The 20273-nt window shown below is 46.0% G+C and carries 16 protein-coding genes; 9 read left to right on the plus strand and 7 right to left on the minus strand.

Translation table 11 applies throughout. From position 1 onward, the window contains the following. Nucleotides 1–866 precede the first annotated feature (866 nt). The 3 genes from QUA53_RS26220 to QUA53_RS26230 form a co-directional block, all read right to left on the minus strand. A complete protein-coding gene (locus QUA53_RS26220; RefSeq protein WP_333100652.1) occupies nt 867–2093 on the minus strand; it encodes a HetZ-related protein in 1227 nt (408 codons plus the stop codon). Nucleotides 2094–2680: 587 nt separating this feature from the next. Further along, nucleotides 2681–3136 (minus strand): D-aminoacyl-tRNA deacylase, encoded by a 456-nt coding sequence (gene dtd / locus QUA53_RS26225; RefSeq protein WP_333100651.1) that lies wholly within the window; start codon nt 3134–3136, stop codon nt 2681–2683. A gap of 403 nt (nt 3137–3539) precedes the next feature. Further along, on the minus strand, nt 3540–8303 hold the full coding sequence (locus QUA53_RS26230) for a CHAT domain-containing protein (RefSeq protein WP_333249190.1): 4764 nt from the start codon (nt 8301–8303) through the stop codon (nt 3540–3542). 81 nt (nt 8304–8384) lie between these two features. On the opposite strand from QUA53_RS26230, the gene rnhA reads away from it, so the two are divergent. Together rnhA and QUA53_RS26240 are read left to right on the plus strand one after the other, a co-directional pair. Next, nucleotides 8385–9302: a ribonuclease HI gene (gene rnhA / locus QUA53_RS26235; protein ID WP_333100649.1), complete on the plus strand. Its 918-nt coding sequence runs from the start codon at nt 8385–8387 to the stop codon at nt 9300–9302. A gap of 704 nt (nt 9303–10006) precedes the next feature. After that, complete coding sequence (locus QUA53_RS26240) at nt 10007–10744, plus strand: DUF72 domain-containing protein (RefSeq protein ID WP_333100648.1); 738 nt, start codon at nt 10007–10009, stop codon at nt 10742–10744. Between the two features lie 325 nt (nt 10745–11069). On the opposite strand, the gene QUA53_RS26245 is transcribed toward QUA53_RS26240, so the two are convergent. Continuing rightward, complete coding sequence (locus QUA53_RS26245) at nt 11070–11435, minus strand: DOPA 4,5-dioxygenase family protein (RefSeq protein WP_333100646.1); 366 nt, start codon at nt 11433–11435, stop codon at nt 11070–11072. 622 nt (nt 11436–12057) lie between these two features. On the opposite strand from QUA53_RS26245, the gene QUA53_RS26250 reads away from it, so the two are divergent. Continuing rightward, entirely contained in the window at nt 12058–12630 is a 573-nt protein-coding gene (locus QUA53_RS26250; protein WP_333100645.1) for a hypothetical protein, read from the plus strand. Between the two features lie 126 nt (nt 12631–12756). On the opposite strand, the gene QUA53_RS26255 is transcribed toward QUA53_RS26250, so the two are convergent. After that, entirely contained in the window at nt 12757–14334 is a 1578-nt protein-coding gene (locus tag QUA53_RS26255; protein ID WP_333100644.1) for a reverse transcriptase domain-containing protein, read from the minus strand. A 680-nt stretch (nt 14335–15014) separates the two neighbouring features. Here QUA53_RS26255 and QUA53_RS26260 point away from each other — a divergent pair. The 5 genes from QUA53_RS26260 (at nt 15015) to blaOXA (ending at nt 18260) form a co-directional block, all read left to right on the plus strand. Continuing rightward, entirely contained in the window at nt 15015–15149 is a 135-nt protein-coding gene (locus tag QUA53_RS26260; protein ID WP_333100643.1) for a hypothetical protein, read from the plus strand. A 115-nt stretch (nt 15150–15264) separates the two neighbouring features. Further along, on the plus strand, nt 15265–16053 hold the full coding sequence (locus QUA53_RS26265) for a HipA family kinase (protein WP_333100642.1): 789 nt from the start codon (nt 15265–15267) through the stop codon (nt 16051–16053). After that, nucleotides 16031–16495 carry a DUF3037 domain-containing protein gene (locus QUA53_RS26270; RefSeq protein ID WP_333100641.1) on the plus strand — a complete coding sequence of 155 codons (465 nt, stop codon included), beginning with the start codon at nt 16031–16033 and terminating at the stop codon, nt 16493–16495. Before QUA53_RS26265 ends, QUA53_RS26270 begins: the two co-directional genes overlap by 23 nt. A 333-nt stretch (nt 16496–16828) precedes the next feature. Next, a complete protein-coding gene (locus QUA53_RS26275) occupies nt 16829–17242 on the plus strand; it encodes an MAPEG family protein (RefSeq protein WP_333100640.1) in 414 nt (137 codons plus the stop codon). Nucleotides 17243–17387: 145 nt separating this feature from the next. Further along, entirely contained in the window at nt 17388–18260 is an 873-nt protein-coding gene (blaOXA, locus tag QUA53_RS26280) for a class D beta-lactamase (protein ID WP_333100639.1), read from the plus strand. Between the two features lie 164 nt (nt 18261–18424). On the opposite strand, the gene QUA53_RS26285 is transcribed toward blaOXA, so the two are convergent. Further along, complete coding sequence (locus tag QUA53_RS26285) at nt 18425–18970, minus strand: phosphatase domain-containing putative toxin (RefSeq protein ID WP_333100637.1); 546 nt, start codon at nt 18968–18970, stop codon at nt 18425–18427. A 57-nt stretch (nt 18971–19027) separates the two neighbouring features. On the opposite strand from QUA53_RS26285, the gene QUA53_RS26290 reads away from it, so the two are divergent. After that, entirely contained in the window at nt 19028–19666 is a 639-nt protein-coding gene (locus QUA53_RS26290) for a pentapeptide repeat-containing protein (RefSeq protein WP_333100636.1), read from the plus strand. A gap of 13 nt (nt 19667–19679) precedes the next feature. Here the strand turns inward: QUA53_RS26290 and QUA53_RS26295 are convergent, their stop codons facing one another. Then, nucleotides 19680–19898: a hypothetical protein gene (locus tag QUA53_RS26295; protein ID WP_333249193.1), complete on the minus strand. Its 219-nt coding sequence runs from the start codon at nt 19896–19898 to the stop codon at nt 19680–19682. Nucleotides 19899–20273 lie beyond the last annotated feature (375 nt).

Raw genomic sequence — 20273 nt, forward strand, 5'->3', positions numbered from 1 at the left:
TCCAACCCTTATGGGCTTACCCTATCGCTGCTAGCCATCCCCCCTTTTCAGGTTTCGGCTAAACGAATCGCACCTACTTACCTATTTTTAATCATCATCCACAAAGCCACAAAAGTCTCACTCCTCCTATCTCATAACGTCCAAGCAAGAATGACATCAGCCAAGTGATTTGCTGCTGTTCATACAAGGAGCTGCTTTTTTTTACCCAACAAATATCTGGATTTCGTCGATTTTGCTTACTTGGGGTATCGTTTCAATTGCCTCAGTTTCAAATAATCGTCTCCCTGTTTCTTTGCGCCAGGTGATGACCCTATTGTGCGTGATACCAGTACAACGCTCAATTTGTCTTGCGGCCCCATGCCATTACAGTATATTGCTTAAGCAAATTTGTTTGGCATCCTTGGAATCTCCCGGCTCACTATAGGTTGTGACACACAGTTGCATGGCTTAAATGGATCACACTGTTCTCAGTCTTGATTTCTATTTTTAAGTACATCTTTACCCTAGCATTTAGGGTATTGCATTTTTGAACTTTGAACAACTTTGCCTTTGTTCTGCTACTCCCTAGGTTTGAATTTCATTATAAATATATGCCATTCCGCCTCTTATGCCAGCAATTTTATATAACTAATTACTAATGAATAATGACTAATAAAAATAAATTCCCCGGTCTAACCAGGGAATGAAATACATTAAAAAAATAATTTTGTTTTAATAAATTGAAGATGCCAAAAAGCGGCGATAAGTTAGTAGCAGCCCTTGTTGATTTGAGAGTGGACGCCGGGGCGGGCATTCCTGTGCAGGTGCCGCACCCGATCGCATTTTCCAGTCTCAAGAAAACAGTTGCATTCATATTTGAGTACCAATTAAGCTTGGCTGCTGTTGCGAGTCTGGCTTGCCAGCTCCAACAGTTGCGCCCAGCGTTTTTGGACTTGTTTGGGAGTGCATTTGAGCGCCGTGGCGATCGCCTTATCGCTTTCTTGATTCCGCTTCATTTCTAACATTTGCTGCATTTCGGGCGCAAGTTGAGCGCGAAATGCTTCCCATTTGTCCGAAGTCATTCCCAGCTTTTGATCGACATCAGCGCCCAGCCATTCGTGAACGAGTTTCCAATTTTGAGTGCGGGCAAATTTTTCGACGTGGTACTTAAACCGCTGTTGCAAGTAGTCGCGCTGGCGGGAAGACAAACCGAGCACGCGGTCAATTTCCGAAGCCGAAAGGTCTTGCAATTTTAAAGTTAAGTAATTCACGCATTCTGGCTGATTTTGCGATTCCAGATAGGCGATCAATTCCGAGACTACTCGATCGCGCAGCACAGCATCAGCCGGATCGACAGTTTCCGATACCATTTGCTCGCGCACTTGTTGCAGCGCCGGAGAGCGGCTGTACATTTCCGCCTCTTCTCCCTTGCCGGATTCTACAGCCATTTCAATGTCGATCGCAGTTTCCGGAGGCTGGCCCTTGGCAAATCCTTGAGCGCGCAACACGATCAGGCGTTGGCGGTTGCGGCCGGGCAAACCGATTTGGCGCTTGGCGTAGTGTTCGGTGAAAGCCATGTACTCAGCCAATTCTAGCTGTGTGCGGGGCTGGTAGGTGACATCGAGTTGGTGTTCGCGGCGAAAAGCTCGCAGAGATTCGATGTAAAAGCCTTGCAAAAAGTCTTCAATCATGTTGTAGCGAGCTTGGAAGTTCAAGTTCGATCGGAAAGAAGCAACATGGCGGTAAATCATAGCCGCGAGGTGAGAGTGCAGTTCGACGCGGCCTTGTTTGGAACCGAGGCGGTAGTATTGCAGGATTTTTTGCAACCGGTGCTCGGCCAAGGTGATTTGCCAAGCTTCAACTTCGCCGGAAATTTGGATGCGATCGCTTTTTTGGCAAATCCGTTCAACTTCCTTAGCAATCCGCATCGCCACTGTTTGAGCGCTGCGGCTGGCAGTTTTCATTTCGGCTTGCAATTCTTTGAGGGCGAAGTTAGCCAAAGCGAGGATATCGATGCTGGGAACAGTATTGATTTCAGCGGTTGGTTCCGGAATGCAGTTGAGATCAGAAGCGGTGTTGCAGTTGACGGTGTTGGTGGCAGCTTTGACAGTCATGGCGTTTATCGGGTGGTAGGACACAGCGGGTGTGCGAGGACATTTCTCAGAGAGTGAGGTGGCAGTTGCTGGCGGTTTCGCTTGCTGTGCTGATTCAACTCTCTATACATTGAATATTACGGAAGTAGAGATAACCGCAGTGATGCCAGTGTTCCACTCTCTCATGCAACAGTTTTTGGCTGCTGAATCTGATTCTAAGCGCTGACTGTGGAATATTGGTTTTATTGCCATTAAAGCCTTACTGTACAAGCATTCTGAGCTGTTAGTCGTGTGGGGCGATCGCGAAAAAGATTGACGGTGTTCCGGCGCCGCTGAGTGGACGATTTACAAACTGGTTTTTTAAGGGTTTGAAGTTCTGGAATCGGGATGGGAGAAAATGTAGCGAGAACCCATGTCTTCTGAACCTACGCAACCGCAGTTAGGAAACCCGGTTAATCTGAAAATTTGCTTTTAGTAAAACGCGCAACGGCTTTTTTTGAACGAACCGCGAAGACGCAAAGGACACGTTCGGCGAAGCCGTTCCCGAAGGGTAGGAAGATAAAAAAAGTAGGGTGTGGTGCGGTGAACAGAGAAGCCTGTCAACCAACTCACCCCGATTCTTTCTCTAATATCAAAGTCACCGGCCCGTCATTCTCGATCGAGACTTGCATCATCGCTCCAAACAACCCTGTTTCAACTTTTAAGCCGCTCTGGCGCAACTTTTCGACAAATTTATCATAAATAATTTCGGCTCGTTCAGGAGCCGCTGCTAGATCGAAGGAAGGTCGCCGACCTTTGCGACAATCGCCGTAGAGCGTAAACTGACTGACAACCAGCAACTCGCCACCGATGTCTTGTACGGACTTGTCCCAGCGCCCGGTATCCGTAGCAGAGTCGGGAAACAAACGCAATTCTAGGCATTTGCGAGCCATCCAATCGAGTTCTGCTTCGGTGTCGGTGTCTGTAATACCTACAAGCAAGTTAAGTCCGCGGCCAATTTTGCCGACAATTTGACCTTCTATTTCGACTTGAGATGATTTTACTCGCTGGATGATGACTCGCATTGACTTGCTTTTTGGTAGCGTCTTAGGATTATTTGAACAGCAGCGCAATCGCCGTGTCGCTATGAAAATGAAAACGGTCCGATACACCGATGTCGGCAAAGTCCAACAATTATGGTCGAAGTAGGAAATTCAGGGTTAATACATCTTCTTTTTGCCTAAATCTTGTTCAGAAATGAATCCAATTGAATGGCAGTGGCAATATATCAAAAAAAATCAACTAGCCGGAAAAATGTTTGAGGATGAATTAGAGCTCGCTTATGCTGTAATTCATGGGGTATAAGTTAGAGCAGAAAAAGGAAAGTATACTACAGAAGCTGTTCAATTTAACTCCCATTAAGTTACTTAATCCTTCCTTACATACTTGTAAATATTTCCCTTGACTTACTTAATCACTAATCACCAATCACCAAGGACTCCCAATCATCACAAAAGCCGACCAATAATAAGGATGCGACAACTTTAAATCCGCAAACCCTTGCAGCGAAGCCGGCAACTCCACCCCCTCACCCCGACTCAAACCCCGCAATCTGCCACCCTCCAAACGCACATCTCCCCGCAACATCGCAATTTGCGCTTGTCGCAGCGCCGCCCCCTTAATTCGCGCCGTCTTCAACTGCTGGTAAAACTCACTCATCAATCCCAAAGTACCTTCATCACTCACGTACCACAAACTTCCCAAAGCCGTTTGCACCCCCGCTTGCAGCGCCAACCCCCCGAAACCCAACTCCGCCTGTGCATCTCCCACCGCAGTCCGACAAGCACTTAAAACTAACATATTCACCTGCGGATCATTCAATTTCAAATCTCGCAATTGATCCAGTCGCAGCCGACTATTCCACAACTGAATAAAAGAATTATTCGGTGATCCAGGTCGAAATTCACCGTGAGTAGCTAAGTGAATAATGCCAAAAGGCCGGCTTTGATGCTGTCGCTTCAAATTATCCAAAGTGAAACCCTCATTTAGAAAAGTAACTCCCGGCCACTCTCTAGAAATAGCGGCTATTTCAGCAGGAACCGCAGGCAAAGGATTCAACTCGGAAAATTCCGAGGCACCCATTGCTAAAACTTGAGAATTTCTCAGATCGACGTAGCGAGTATCTGTTAAATTAATGCTGGGCATCAGGCTGAGACTGTACTTTTCTACCAAAAATTGGTGTCCGTCGTGCAAAGCAGCAAAGGGCATACCTCTCAAACCTCGATCGACAACAAAGGAAATAGTATCGGTTTCGCAGTGTTTCAAACTGTCCTCTAAAGGCGCAATGATCCACTTATAAAGCTGTTGGGAAGATGGTAGATAACTCGTAGTAGCCCGCACCCCCGGTTTGGTAATCTCATCCCTGAACTGAGTGACAACTTTCAGCAGTTGTGCCCGGTTCGCAGCCGGCACACTTTTGTGAACCACTTCACCGCAAGAAGTAATCAGCATTAAATTTAATTCTTCGGGCTGCGAGAATAGATAAATTAAGCTGGGTTTCGTGCTGGTTTGTGCGCCCACCGATGCTAACTTTGTTTTAATTTCCTCTGGGGATACCAACTCGTTACTGATGTTTATCCCTAAATATTCCCCAAATTCTTGGCTGAAAGATTTGTCCAGCAGAGACAAAGCTGCCGATATTTTTCCGGTCTCCAAATTCCTGCCGATGTCACCCCGAAATGCTGACTGAATAACTGAATCTCTGATATTTGAATTGAGGAAATTTCTCATTTCTCTTGGAGAGTGCATTCTTTCGGGGGGCATCCTTTCTCCGGGTTTTCCTATATCTCGCGATATTCTGTTTTGGTTCTGCCGCTGTTCGCGACTAAAGGGTTGGTTGCGATCGGGAAAAACCCGGTGTCTATCTAATGGAAATCTACCGCTTGGCGATGGTGGCGGAGGATTTGTACCGGGTTGATTTATATCGGGTTGATTTATACCGGGTTGATTTATACCGGGTTGATTTATACCGGGTTGATTTGTACCGGGTTGATTTATACCGGGTTGATTTGTACCGGGTTGATTTGTACCGGGTTGATTTGTACCGGGTTGATTTGTAGTGACGATCGCACTATTGCCTTGAGTGTAAGAATTTATGAAAGATCGGCCCTGAGTAATCGTACCCACAGGATTACTGGCGATCGCCCCAGCAGTACCGTTAGTCGTCGCATCTCCCACCGCAAAAGGCGTCGGCGGAGTGGCATCGCCGCCCCCGTGGCGGATCGTAACTGTACCGGGTTGAGTGTCGCCAAGAGTCGAGATGCTAACAGGAGTGCCGTTTTGGTCAAAACTACCCGTCACTCGCACTAAAGCCGGAGTTGCGAGTTCAACATTACTGCCCGGAGCATTGATCGATGCAACCCTAATATCATTTTGAGCGTTAAGATTTACTGTAGAAGTGCGATCGGTGCTAACAACACGATTAACATTTATTTGCCCAATTCGGATTTCGTTTCCAGCTAAAATTCCGACACTTTCAACTGCACTTATATTACCAGTGCTGACGGTTCCCCTGGCGCTAGCGACATCAACTGCAACTCCCTGTAACTCCCCTGAATTCACATCCAGCGGTGCAGTTAAATTGACATTTCCTGTTGTAGCATCCGTATTGCCAATATTAATACTTCCAGAATTGCTAGTTACATTAACTCCAACTCCTCGCAAATCCCCTGAATTGACATCCAGCGGTGCTGTTAAATTGACAGTATTTTCTGTTGCTGTAGCGCTTCCAATATCCATACTTCCCGAAGAGCTATTTACATTAACTCTTGTTCCCAGCAAATCCCCCGAATTTACATTTCCCGATCCTCTTATATTAATATTCCCAATAGATGTAGTATTACCGATCGCAATATTTCCGCTATCGCTCTTGAGTTCCACTGCTCCCCCGAGCAAACTCCCTGAATTTAAGTTGCTGGTCGCTCTCAAAGCAATCGTAGCCTCCGGAGCATTGATCGAATCAACACTAATATTATTTAGGGCGTCCAGATTGACTACGGGAATGATGGGATTAACTGGATTTGTGGTGACAGGATTAACAGTTATTGCCCCCGGGCTGATGTCCTGTCCGGCTACAATTCTGACATCTCCCGAAGTAGCGATCGCACCCGTATTAACACTCCCATTGGTGCTGCTAGCACTGACAGTCGCAGCGGTTAGATTGCCAACCGTTAAGTCCCTAAAAGCTGTCAAATTGATATTCTCGGTTGCTGTAATATTGACTGGTGTAGTATTAGGAACAATGATATTGGCATCAGTCAAAACTCCCAATGCTCCGGAGTTACTGGTAATATCAACTTTAGAACCCTGCAAAGTCCCAAAATTCACATTGCCAAAAGCTTTAAGTTCGATCGCCCCGGAATTTCCAGTATCGATCGATCCTGTGACGATATTACCCCGAACAGTATTCAGACTAATACTGCCGTTGATATCAGCACGAGAAATGTCACTTGTCAAGATAATATTGTCATTAGCTTGAATATTAATTGTCGAACTAGATGTTAATCTGCCCCCAACTAGCACTTCTGCTTCCCTACTTTCTACACTAATTTGACCGCCATTAATATCTCTAGTTGCGATATTTCCCAGCGCTGACAAAATTATCGGCCCACCTGCTGAAATATTTTCAACTGAAATCAAATTGCTTGATAAAATTGGATTTGTAAAGATTGAATCTTCACCTAAACTGTTACTAACAGGATTTAGCAGAGTTGCCACTCCCGCCCGCAAAATTAAGGCGGGACTGCTGCTTAAAATAGCAATATCTGGATCGTCGGGATTCACATTTTCCCTACCCAATGCAATATCAGGGCCGGTAATTGTAATATCCTCGGCAACAATGCTCCCCTTCGCCTCGACTTTCAGCGAAGCACCAGTATAATCTCCAAAGAAAACATCTCCTTCCGAACTGATAATCGGGTCAAATAAACTTACGAAATTTCCCGGCATTCCTGACAAATTCCGCACCGAGAAATTGCCCCCCGAAACAAAGTGGGAATCCCCCGAAATAACACCGTTGCTCACCAAACTCAAATTGCCACCGCTTTGGAATTGCGGGGGAAGAGATGAGCCGCCGATCGCATTTTGAGTGAGAATATCAATAGTGCGATCGGCTTGAATGTATAAATTCCCCCCAGCCTGCGCCAAAAAAGGATTCTGGGCGCTGTCCCTGACCCGCACCGCATCCCCTCCCAGCAAACTCAAATTCCCCGTAGTTTGCAGCCTAGCACCCGCTAACGTGAGATTTTCCGCAGCCCATAAATTCGCACTTCCCGCATTCAACTGCGGCAGCCCAGACACATTAGCAGCAATCGCCACATCCCCAGAATTTACCTGCAAACCAGAACCCACAAGCCTCACAGAACCGTCATCAGCAACCGCAACACCAGCCGCCTGATTTTGCCCCGTACCTGTCAGCAACTGCGGCAAAGAAATAGGATTCAAAGTCTGTTTAGAATTACCAACATTCCCGCCAGTTGCTATTTCCAAACTCAACAGATGCCCTGGTTGACTAATTCGCAAAACCTGAGCTCCCGGAACCGCAGCAACAGTAATTTGCCCGCCCGGGGCCGACAACTGCCCGGTACTAACAACCGTACCGCCAAGCAAAGCCAAATTTTGCCCCGGAGTCACAGCTAAATTGCCAGCATTAACAATACTTCCCGGTACACCCGCACCAAAATTAAAAGCATTTGGCGTACCCACCAAGGCGCTAAAATTATTTGTACCCGCAGCATTAAACCAATTAGAACCAAAACCGACACCAGTAGCAGTAGTTGCAGTAAAAGCCGCCGGCACATTCAAACTCGCGTTCGGGCCAAACACAATCCCCGCAGGATTAATTAGAAACAGATTAGAATTGCCGCCCGTGACAGTAATTAAACCGTTAATTAGCGAAGCCTCCCCGCCAGCAATTCGAGCTAATATATTTTGAATAGCCGAATTTGTCAGAAAATTAGCAATTTGACCTTCATTCAAGCCGAACTGCCCAAAACTGTGAAAAAGATTCGCGCCGTCTCCCGACAAACTGCCCCCGTTGATGTCATAGCGGTTGCCGCTGGGGGTGACAACAGTACCCGTACCATCAGCAGCAGGCACTATGGGCTGTGCTTGCGCGAAAGTATTAAAAATTAACAAAGAAAACGGACAAATAAATAGCGCAACCTTTTTAATCTTTAAGTTGGCATTTTTCATAGCAGTAAGTAAAACTATCTCAATTGCCTTAATTATCGCACTTGCAAACAACTTACCCCTAAATAACAAATTAATTCGCTCATGACAACTCCCAAAATCAAAAGCCTCTACACAGACGGCGCTTGTTCCGGCAACCCAGGCCCAGGTGGCTGGGGTGCAGTAGTTTGTTTCGCCGACGGCAACTGTCACGAACTTGGGGGTGGAGACCCTCAAACTACTAACAACCGCATGGAAATGCAGGCCGCCGTCGCTGCGCTGGAATTTTTTGCGAATTCCGGTCAAACCGAACCAGTCACCGTTTACACCGACAGCGAATACGTTAAAAACGGCATCACTAAATGGATTCAAGGCTGGAAAAATAAGGGCTGGAAAACCTCAACCGGAAAAGATGTTGTCAACCAAGACCTCTGGCATCTGCTAGACAAGCTGAATTCCCGGCAAATCAAGTGGGAACACGTCCGCGGCCACTCCGGGGACTACTACAACGACAGATGCGATGAAATTGCCCGCAACTTCTCGCACAATCTCACTCCCGAACTGCAACAGCGCAAACCAACTGTAGGCGAGACTCAGGCGGACACTTTTGTCAGCGCGGCCACATCGCCCCTAGGTTCGGAAAACACAATTGTTTGGGAAGAAACGGACACAACTGGTAACAAAACGATAGAATCCTATGTCATAACTTCTGACCTTCCGATCTCCCACTCTACCATGATGGATTCAACTGCCGATACCCTGGAGAACTTGCCCCGCGAGGTGAGGGTTCAAGACCTCCGCAATCTGATCGAAACGTTGCACATCGCCGACGAGGTTGCGACGAAAGGCTACTTGATTACCAGTTCTGAACTGGCTGATTTGATGGATGTAAATGCCAGCGCTGTCACCAGTCGTGGAGACAACTGGGTTTGGCGAAATTGGGTAGTTTCGCGGGTGCGGCGCGAAGGCAACCAAATTCTCTGGCAATTAGAGAGAATCGACCACGTTAGTACAACTGATTAGTGGTTAGTCATGAGTTATTAGTTTATTAATGACTGATGACTAATGACTGTCTCCAAGCAAGATTGGGCCAAATTCCGTAGGGACACAACATTGTTGTGTCCTTTTAGTCATCAGTCATCAGTCATTAAATTGGAATGGTAGGCATTCACTCTTCTATATTGAAAACCATCTGCGTTGCATCTGCGCTTTCCCTATTAGGGAGCATCTCATATTTGTAAAAATACTTCTTCTGCCTCCTTACTTCTGTCTCCAGGTTCCTAGCTCCTAACTCCTAACTCCAATTGCTAGCTTGGCTGCCTGCAAAAGTAAGATGATCTCCCCTATTAAACATTTCCAACAATTAGACTATGAGTGCGATCGCTTCCATATTATCAAAGAATTGTCGCTTCACTTTCATGAGTCAACTTGGGGAACATATAGAAAAAAAACCTCATAAACCACAAGGCTATTAGATCTAGGATATGACTAACTCAAGGGGCTAATTACTCATGCTGAAAATCTGCATAACCAGCAAAAAAAAATCAACATAGAAAAACCTGAAACGATCGCCCAAAGCAGTAAAGTCAGGCTCACCGTTTAAAAGAGTCCTTAAGAGTTCAACTTGCTCTCTCTATTTTTAGTTGATTGATAGAGTGCGATAGCGATGCGGGCCGACTAAACTTAAATTCCAACACAAACAAAATCTGCATGGGAGTAAAAAGGCGATGAGTGTTCATATTGGCACTTCAGGTTGGAGTTACGACCATTGGGAAGGTGTGCTTTATCCCCACCAGCTACCGCCACGCTCTAGGCTCGATCGCTATATCCAGCACTATCAAACCGTCGAAGTTAATAGCACCTACTACCACTGGCCACCAAACACTACCTTTGCTAACTGGCGAGAGCGCCTCCCCCAAGGATTTCTCATGACCGTAAAAGCGCCCCGTGGTCTAACGCACTCCAAGCGTCTTTACTCGCCAGAACAGTGGTTGGAACGGATGAGTGAGGGACTTCAATGCTTGGACTCACGACTGGGTATTCTACTCGTCCAGCTTTCTCCCCAGTTCAGCTGCGACTCGGCCCGCCTAGCCTACTTTCTAGAACAGGTGCCCCCCTGGATCAAAGTAGCTGTTGAATTCCGACACCCAAGCTGGCACACAGAAGAGGTATTTTCGCTGCTGGAACGCTCTGGAGCGGCTTACTGCGTGATGAGCGGAGCCCACCTTCCGTGTATCCTCCGCGCAACGGGCTCATTCGTCTATGTCCGCCTCCACGGCCCCGACGCCAACAATCTCTACGGTGGCTCCTACTCGGATGATGATTTGCATTGGTGGACCGATCGCATCCACGAGTGGGAAAGTCAGGGGCGAAGTGTGTTTGTCTACTTCAACAACGACGGAGAGGGAAATGCAGTTCGGAACGCTTCAAAGCTAAAAACCTTTGTGGAGAAGGGTATTTCCTAACAAGCGAAGATTGAGAGCGTTCCCATTGTTGGGAGCACATTCAAAAATGCTTCGCAGTTCCCGGAAGCTAAATTAGTTCGCCGACTGCGTTTTTGGTTGGTTCAATTCCCTGCACTTAGCATTTGCCAGTTCGCAAGCGTTTTGATAGTCACTTCTACCCAACATCAAATCCCCATAGTAGCTGTCATATCAATTGCAGTTGCACCGGAATTATTGTTGACTGTTGACTGATGACTGATGACTAATGACTGTTGATTCGATTTGACAATTCTGATGCTAGCGGAGTTGATATCAGGAGCAGCGTTTTCGCTTGGCGCGCGATCGATCACAAGCTGGCGTTGGCTGTTCTAGGCCGCAGAACTTCGAGATTCAGCTCTAGTTTTTCTCCCAGCCACAAAGAATGTTTCGTATGGTCCGCCAGATCATCGCCGGTTTCGGGATGCACGAGAATATCTAACCCCTCGCGATGCAGCATTAACCAAGGAACGACTTTGCCAAATTGCGAGGGTAAAAATGCAACTTGATACATCGCTTGGGAGTGGGGACCAATGGGTTTGTCATGCCAACGCCCAAGCTGCACCTCAAACTGAGTCAATCCTTGGCGTACGCGCGCTGCGACATCGCGATTATCAGCGTTGAAGTAAATATGTGCGTGAAAACCAACAATTTCGATAGTGTCTTCTTTCATCATTTTCAGTGGGGTATTGAGCGGACATCTGCACAACACGGCTGTTAATTTCAGGCTAACTTGGTGAAGGCCACTTAGGAGGTGTGAGTTGCGGGCATACAAGAGGCAGCAATCGCACTCTTAGGGATTTGGGGCATGGCCGGCGGGTTTTAGTCATGGTGACAAGAGATTCAGCCAAGCTGGACACTCGCTTCCTTCTCGAACTTATGTTAACTGTGAATAAAAACTCGAACAAATTCTCTGCTTTCTTACCCATTCTAGCACTGGGCTTTGTTCTAGCCCCTGCACTAGCCTGGATAGTTGAGCCAACATCTCTTTCCTCTGGCTGTTAACTGTTGACTGTTGGCTGTTGAAGGAGGGGTTGAAAAACTGAAGGAAGGTTGAGTGTTGACTGTTGACTCGATTTTACGCCCGACGATGAAGTGCGCATTGGATATAAGCTATAGGCGACATCCCACAACCTCAAAACGGATTTCTAAGGCAGAACGGGAGAATCGAGCGAGCAAAACTCAGGCGACGATTTCCTGCGTACAAGTACAAAATAAATCAGTATACTGGCGAAGGATATTCAAATAACAGCATAATTAGATAAATATTTACACATATCAAGGAGGAAGAACATTCGATGCGAAAATTAAACAGTTCAAAGTTGCTCGCCTTACTAATTGGCACAGCAGTCATTTTTGGGATTTTGGTAACATCAGTTAGCGCTCAAGCGAAACTCACAGAGCGATCGAAACTAGCAATTAATGGAATTGGGCCAATTCGGGTTGGTATGACAGTTGATGAAGCGTCAAAAGCAGGTGGGATTAGATTAATTAGAAGTGGGAGTGGTGATATTGACGAGTATCAGTGTTCCTACGTTCAACCAAAAGGAGAGCCAAAAGGAATTGCTTTTATGGTAACAAAGGGTCGCATTGCCAGAGTGGATATTAGCAGCAAGCGCATTACCACCATCAGTGGAGCTAGAATCGGGGATAATGAAAAACGAATTTTATCTTTATATCCAGGGCAAATTAAAGCAACTCCTCATCATTATATAAGCCGCCCACCAGACAATGGAAAATATCTAACTTTCGTCCCTAAAGATGCGGCTGACCAAAACTACCGCATAATTTTTGAGACTAGCAAAAATCGTGTAGATAGGTTCCGTTCGGGTAAACTTCCTGAAGTTGAGTATATAGAAGGCTGTTCGTAATAGGCTCAAAAAACTCTTAATCATGTGACATCTACCTCAACAGCCGACAGCACTTTGGGTTCCATCTCGTACAAATAATTCAGAAGAAGCTTGGCATCGGGAAACAGATTGAGTCGAGGGGGGATATTATTCCCCGCCCCTCTCAGTTAGATCTGGGCGTGCGACTTTCACCGCACCCAGCTCCCGATGTTCTTGACTTGCGCCTTTGCTCATGTGGATGTAATCGTGGCAGCTTTCGTGAACCGCTAGAAGGTTGTTTATTTTCCAATTACTATGGTTTCTGTCTACATGATGTAGATGCACCTTTTCATCGCCTAGCATTTTTAAGCCACATTTTCCACATTTATGGTTTTGCCGTTTTAAAGCTTTAGAGGTTTCGCCGTTATAGAGCTTGCTGTTACGCTCACTCCAGTAGGCTATATCTCCGTCGTAGGGTGATTTCTCTCCTTGGACGTTGACAAATTTGTTTTCGGAGTAAGGAACCGCCGGGAACGCCTTTTTTACCAGTTTCCTGGCAGTATAGCGGTTCTGTTTTGATTCCTTGTTAAATACCTTGAAGGCTCTATTGTCGAGGAACCAGAGCGAGAACCGTGACCCATTTAACTTACAGTAGCGATGGTAGTTTCTCCAACCTCTAACTACAGGGGCTAATTTCTTAGCTTTGACCGTAGCACCATAATTCGAGGTGTTAACGATGTGTTTTACCTTCTGACGAAACGCTTTAAAATTGTCCGCTGATGGAACGCATCTAAATTTCCCGTTGTTTTGCACTTTGAAATGCCAACCGAGGAAGTCAAACCCATCTGTCGTAGCCGTTAGCTTTGTTTTCTTTTCACTAACCTTCATTCCTCGTTCTGCCAGAAATTCGCTGACTTTATCAAGTATTGCCTTCGCGTCATCTTTAGGTTTCAGAATTATTACCATGTCATCCGCGTAACGGACTGATTGATGTATTTCCTCAATCCCGTTGAGAGCGATATTGGCGAGTAAGGGACTCACCACGCCCCCTTGTGGGGTTCCTTGTTCGGGAAATTCTGGATTGACTCCTGATTTTAGACAGCGGAATATTCCGGTCTTGATGCCTCTTGGGGCAATGAGTCGTTCCATTATGCTGGTGTGGCTTATCCTGTCGAAGCATTTTTCGATATCGAGCTCGATAACTCGTTTTTCTATTCTGTTGCAACAAGAGCGTAGATTATTAAATAGGATTTTTTGCGCGTCATGCGCCGACCTTCCTGTTCTAAATCCATAACTCCTAGCGTGGAAAGTTGCTTCGTGCGCTGGCTCTAGCGCGTATTTTGCGAGGCATTGCCACGCTCTATCGGCGATAGTCGGTATCTTAAGGAGGCGGGTACTCCCATCCTTTTTAGGGATTGGTATTGAACGTAACTTCTGATGTTTCCAGTTGTTACTTTTGTTTCTGAGTTCTTCACTCAGAACAAGCCTTTCCTCAAATGTGAGTGAGGCTTTCCCATCTATTCCCGCAGTCTTTTTACCAGCGTTTAGTTGAGTTACTTGACGTATCGCCAGCATTCTTGCAGCCCGAGATTTCAGAATTAGCTTTTGAAGGGACTTCGCTTTTTGCTTGTCTCCAACCTGAATCGCTTTGAACACTCGTTTTTGTAGGCGAAATAAATTACGGCGGAATTTCTTCCACGGTAACGTCTTCCAAGATTCACTAACATTTCTGTTGTGTCTAATCATGCTCTGCTCTAACTTATGTTTTCTGAACACCTCAGACCAATTACGGTCTGTCCTACCCGAACTAAGGGAGTTCCGCTGCTCGTCTAGCCTACTTGGAGTTCGACTTCCCCTTGACCCTCAGCTCGTTTTTCTTCGTTCCCTCGGTTAGATTGATTGTTCCTTTAGGTGGAGCCATTTTAACTACTGGATTCCCTAGACTCTTGCCGATATTATTTCGATATTCGGCGGGAATAATTTCCAGTGGAGTCGGGTGGTTGGTCTGTGTCCCGCTCCGGAGTAAGTTACTTTTCTAGGCTCTGTTTTCACCATCGGAACTCCCCATTAACGCCAGTGTCACCCCACATTGGATGTCTGATTGCGTCCTGTTCCCAGCTTCACTCTCCAAGAATCGAGCTTGGTCGGTGTGGGCAGATAGGGAGTCATACCTGAGTCTGGTAGAAGGGGCTTGCACCCTTATCAGACCGAGAGTTCAGCCTTGTGGCTGGAAACGCTATGTACGGACTGATTACCGTGATTCACGTTTCAACGAATCGCACCGAAATACTCCGTCAAACGATTTTAGATTTTAGATTTTAGATTTTAGATTAAAGAATTGAAGCATTGACCCCACGGATAAATTCGGGGGGCAAGTTTCATCAGATACAGGTTTTTTATTTCTGGGTCCTGAGTCTGCTTTCGGAATGAATCCGGGGGCTTGTATCCTGGATGCTTTCACTCAGCGTGCCGATGCGGTAATTGAACGCTTTGTAGTCGATCGCCCCATCCAGGAAATCTCGATATCGATCGCCTGCAATAGCCAACAGATGCAAAAATAATTAGAGACTACTTAACATCAGTCGCAGTTAAAAGAAAGAATCCAACTGTAAGCCAGTGCTCCAAACCCTCATAAAATGACTGATTTCCCATCAAAAATCTCAAATCGAAAATAGCATGAGTCCCAACTTGCGAACAGTCATTGCTACCAGGTATGTCACTCCCTTGCGCGAAGGCGGATCGCTGCCGGCGATCGTCGAAGCAGATGATGATGGTATGTACGTGCTCAAATTTCGCGGTGCCGGCCAGGGAGCCAAATCTCTGATCGCGGAGCTAGTGGCGGGAGAGATTGCTCGCGCTTCCGGACTCCCAATCCCCGAACTCGTCTTTGTTGAACTCGATCCCGAACTGGCTCGCACTGAGCCTGACCCGGAAATTCAAGATTTGATCCGAGCAAGTGCTGGTCTCAACCTCGCCCTCGACTATCTCCCGGGCTCCATCACTTTTGACCCGATAGCGGGCAAGTCTGAGGCGGATCTGGCCTCAGAAATCGTCTGGTTCGATGCTTTTGTGACTAACATCGATCGCACGCCGCGCAATGCAAATATGCTGGTATGGCACCGACGGCTTTGGCTGATCGATCACGGTGCGGCCCTCTACTTCCACCACACCTGGAAAGATTATCTCTCGCGCAGCCGCGATCGTTTCCCTCCAATCAAAGACCACGTTCTGCTGCGTTTTGCCAGCACCCTGGAAGCGGCAAATTCAAAGATGAGTCAAACGCTAACCCCTGACATCATTCGCAACATCGTTAAACTAATTCCTGATACTTGGCTGGTGGGAGATTCTCCTTTCAGCGATAGCAATCAACATCGGGATGCTTATATTGAGTACCTGCTAAATCGGCTAGAATCACCACATATTTTTTTGGAGGAAGCGATTAGTGCCCGATCGATTTCTGTATGATTATGCCATTATCCGCGTCGTTCCCAAAGTCGAGCGCGAGGAGTTTATCAACGTCGGGGCGATCGTTTCCTGCGGTACGAAAAAATTCCTCGAAGCCCGTATCGAAATAGATGAACAGCGCTTGATGGCGATCGACTCAACGTTGGATCTGGAAATGATTCGCAATCACCTAGCAGTCATTCCCATCATTTGTGCAGGTGGCAAGGAATCTGGTGCGATCGGTCAACTTCCCCACAGAGAGCGGTTTCACTGGCTCGTAGCACCCCGCAGTACGATCGTTCAGACATCGCGCGTACACACTGGTTTTTGCCAGAATCTACCGGGTGCGATCGAACACTTGCTCGATACAATGGTGCGATCGTCTTGCCGAAAACCATCTGTAAACGCTCGGTTGCTAGTGGCGGGAATTGACACTCAGGAGATGCGATCGCACTCTAGTTAGCGTCAGCTTGTCGGTTAGATGCTGCTTTGAGCTTGGTAGGCGCTCTATCCATTTCGGAAAACACTCAGAATATCCGAATTATTCATATCTCTCTTCTCGACCTCTCTACCTCTGCGTGAATCTGGTTCAATCTCTTGTCATCTGCGGTTTATACATTCTCTTTTTTTAACCGCTGATGAGGGCAGATCAACACAGATTAACGCAGATGAATTAGATGGATTCCGGTTACACCGTCGGTGAGCGTTGACTGTTGGCTGGATTTGACAATTCCGATGCTACAGGATTTGATATAACTTTTCTAAAGTCTTAACCGCAGTTTCGCAAGGTAGAAAGATGATGCACAGTGAACCGACAAATATGACTTTCCCTCTCTGGGGTTTAGCAATTTTCATTTTGTGGACGATCGCAGTTGTTGTTATGCTGCTGACTGTCAGAATTCGGCATCTATCTGCGGGTGGATCTGTAAAAGATTTCGGCACACAGAACGATGACAGCTTACTTTGGCGACTATTTCGAGTACAATCCAACTTGATAGAAAACCTGCCTTTGTATTTAGGAGTTGTTTTTCTTCTAACCGTTAGGGGTGTTTCAGGAACAGCAGTAGATTTGCTGATTGTTGTGTACATTCTATTTCGGCTGGTACATTCAGCGATTCACATCGCTGGCCTCGATCCAAAGTTTCGGTTGTTCAGCTTAGTAATTCAGTTAAGCTGTTTGGTCGCGTTAACTATTATGGCAGTTTTGTAGGTGAGAAATTACGCGGCACATATATAGTAGGGTGCGTCAGGGGCAAACCTTTATTGTTTCTTACACAGCGTAAGTCAGACGCACCTTACAAGTCGATCGCCCCTGTGACATTACTGTCTGTGATTTGGCTAAATTATCGAAGTTTATGAACCGAATATATCGTGCGATCGCTGTTATTTTAATTGTATTAGGCTGCACTATTTCAGTTTTAGTTCAGCCACTGCAATCAGCCTTGACCGTGCCACCTATAGTGCCAAAATCTTCACCTCGCGGAGGAGATTTGGCTCAGACAATTAATTTTGGACGGCACTTTCAAGAGCTAGGAGTGGAAGGTTCGATTGCGATTTACGATTTGAATAGCGATCGGCTTTATCAACACAACCCGCAACGTAACGCCACAGCTTTTTTACCCGCATCTACATTTAAGATTCTCAACTCTCTGATTTCCTTAGAAACAGGGGTAATTTCAGATGAGCTTGCCGTTCTAACTTGGGATGGAATTCAAAGGCAAATTTCCGGATGGAATCGAGACTTGAATATGAGAGAAGCCATAAAACTTTCCGCCGTTTGGTTTTACCAAGTTCTCGCCCGCCGAGTGGGACACGAACAAATGCAAAAATGGGTAGCTAAAGTCGGTTATGGCAACCAAAAAATCGGTAACAAAGACGATATTGACAAATTTTGGTTAGAGGGAGAACTGCGAATCACACCCAACGAGCAAATTCAATTTCTCCGCCGTCTTTACAAAAATGACTTACCCTTTTCTGAGCGATCGCTGTCTCTGGTTAAAGACATCATAGTTGTCGAAAAAACTCCCGATTATATCATTAGAGCAAAGACAGGCTGGGTAAGCTTTGGAGAACAAACCGGGCAGGAAATTGGCTGGTATGTAGGTTATTTAGAGAATAATAAAAATGTTTACTTTTTTGCTACAAACATTAACATCCGCAACAATAATGACGCATCCGCAAGAATCGAGTTAACGCGCCGTTGCTTTAAGGATCTTGCGCTGCTGTAAGTGCATTATTTGTTCTGTAATATTCGCAAAAACGCCAGGGGATAGGCTAAGGGTGACAGCCAAAACACTCATTTGTGCGATGCCTGAGTTCGATCGTAGGAAGCTGAGTCTTTTAAATCTTTTAGGAGTTACTCAATTGGCACATATATATAGTTGGTATAGTGCTATATATCATTTCTCGCAGCAAGGCGACAATCATCTAATAGAGCATTAAGTTCTTCAACCACTAGCCAGGGGTTTCGACCTTTCAAACAAGCTACGATCGCTGCTTCATAGGGATTTCTGCCGGTTTTTTTTACTGCTGCGATCGCCTGTTTGTTAGACAATCCCCGCCCGCTGACCAACCAAGCAGCCAAAACCTGACCTGTACGTCCGATCCCCCCAGAACAGTGAACTACCACCCGTTCGCCTTTGCTATTTGCAGATTCCAAAAACGGTAATATTCGATCGATTAAAATATCGCGATCGACCAATTCAAAGTCTGGAATCGGTGCCCAGCAAACTCGATCGCACCCAAAGATGTTCCTATATGTTCCCAGTAAGTCAGTGTAGCGGATGAGTTGGGTCTGAGCCAGCAAGCAGCAAACTTGCTTGATATTATGCCCCTGCATAAATTCAATCCAGCGAGCAATTTCTGCATCGCGGTATCCTGGTCTGGCTGCACCAAACACAATTAATTCATTCTCTGAAGCCGCCGCGAATTTGTGCATACTGTTTTCAATATTTTTACCTATAATTAAGAAAGACACACCAATCCTGAATCTACATTGAAAAACAAGAGTTCGATCGCCTTAATTAATTGGCTGCAACCCAAACCCGAAACCGTTTTGCTATGCGACTCAAGTGCAGCAGCTTCTGAGATGGCATTCATGCTCAACGGTGAGTGGGATGGGTGCAATAGTTTGGTGCTCCCTAAATGCGACAAGGTAGCAATTGAAGCAGCCGCCCGTTTGCTGGAGACATCGTGGTGCTACCAAAATACTTGCGAACCTGTTTTAATTCGGCTGGAAGCTGACCAATTGCTGCGCCGTTATGCGATTGGAGACAGATTTTTTATTAATGCCAACTTGCGATGCGCGCAATTGAGCCAACTTTGCTTGGAAAACATTGATTTGAGTTATGCTAAATTGAATTTGGCTAACCTCAGCGACACTAATTTAAGTAAAGCTAACTTAATAGCAGCACAGATGCAATCGGCAAATTTGAGTGGCAGCAATTTGAGTAAATCGCAACTTGTGAGGGCGAATTTATCAGGAGCGAATTTATCGGATGCTAATCTCAGAGGTGCTGATTTGAGTTATGCAGATTTAAGCAATATTTGCTTAACAGGTGCTGACTTAAGAGGTGCAAATTTAGCGAGAACAGATTTAAGAAAAACAAGCTTAGATGGGGCGATAGTTGAGTAATACCAAATCCCCCTTAAATACTCCCTCTCACACCCGGTGGGTAAATCATGTCAACATTTATCTGCGTTAATTCGCGTACATCCGCCACCATATCGGGGATAACCTCTCCTTTTTCCCAATACTCAACAGCAGCCCCAAAGGCTCCCAATAACCTACCAAAAGCGCTAAAACTCAGGTCGCCACGCTCTAGCTTCACAACTTTGCTCAATTTTTTCCTAGCTTCAGCGTCCACAGTATTACTCGTCAGATAAACACAACTCCTAGTTTACAGATAAATTTATCTAATACTCATTTCCCAGCAGCTTCAGGCGATGCAGCGAATCTATCCGCTTTCAGGGGGCGACAAGCGCCCCCAAACCAAGATGAATTAAGGGTTATAGGACTCAGACAAGGTGAAAAAATTCCCAGCTTATTGACAACAGACTTTTTTCGCCAAAAAATAAACCTTAATTCAGCCTCCAGATTATGGTAAAAAATAAGGTCTTATTATTTCAACAAGACCGCGATTAAAATGCTGCCTCAATTCTATCACTGTAGTTTAGACTAAAAAATGAGTGCAGCTAAAAGTAGTCGCCTTTTAACAGAAGGCAAGATGTTGCTCAAAAAC

Source organism: Microcoleus sp. Pol12B3, from assembly GCF_036701355.1.
GTDB lineage: Bacteria > Cyanobacteriota > Cyanobacteriia > Cyanobacteriales > Microcoleaceae > Microcoleus.

What these genes read in the sequence shown, in the direction of transcription:
- QUA53_RS26240 (WP_333100648.1), top strand. Translation starts at nt 10,007, where the DNA reads ATGAGTGTTCATATTGGCACTTCAGGTTGGAGTTACGACCATTGGGAA.
- QUA53_RS26250 (WP_333100645.1), top strand. Translation starts at nt 12,058, where the DNA reads ATGCGAAAATTAAACAGTTCAAAGTTGCTCGCCTTACTAATTGGCACA.
- QUA53_RS26285 (WP_333100637.1), bottom strand. Translation starts at nt 18,970, where the DNA reads ATGCACAAATTCGCGGCGGCTTCAGAGAATGAATTAATTGTGTTTGGT.
- rnhA (WP_333100649.1), top strand. Translation starts at nt 8,385, where the DNA reads ATGACAACTCCCAAAATCAAAAGCCTCTACACAGACGGCGCTTGTTCC.
- QUA53_RS26265 (WP_333100642.1), top strand. Translation starts at nt 15,265, where the DNA reads ATGAGTCCCAACTTGCGAACAGTCATTGCTACCAGGTATGTCACTCCC.
- QUA53_RS26230 (WP_333249190.1), bottom strand. Translation starts at nt 8,303, where the DNA reads ATGAAAAATGCCAACTTAAAGATTAAAAAGGTTGCGCTATTTATTTGT.
- QUA53_RS26220 (WP_333100652.1), bottom strand. Translation starts at nt 2,093, where the DNA reads ATGACTGTCAAAGCTGCCACCAACACCGTCAACTGCAACACCGCTTCT.
- QUA53_RS26255 (WP_333100644.1), bottom strand. Translation starts at nt 14,334, where the DNA reads ATGATTAGACACAACAGAAATGTTAGTGAATCTTGGAAGACGTTACCG.
- dtd (WP_333100651.1), bottom strand. Translation starts at nt 3,136, where the DNA reads ATGCGAGTCATCATCCAGCGAGTAAAATCATCTCAAGTCGAAATAGAA.
- QUA53_RS26260 (WP_333100643.1), top strand. Translation starts at nt 15,015, where the DNA reads ATGAATCCGGGGGCTTGTATCCTGGATGCTTTCACTCAGCGTGCCGAT.
- QUA53_RS26275 (WP_333100640.1), top strand. Translation starts at nt 16,829, where the DNA reads ATGATGCACAGTGAACCGACAAATATGACTTTCCCTCTCTGGGGTTTA.
- blaOXA (WP_333100639.1), top strand. Translation starts at nt 17,388, where the DNA reads ATGAACCGAATATATCGTGCGATCGCTGTTATTTTAATTGTATTAGGC.
- QUA53_RS26245 (WP_333100646.1), bottom strand. Translation starts at nt 11,435, where the DNA reads ATGATGAAAGAAGACACTATCGAAATTGTTGGTTTTCACGCACATATT.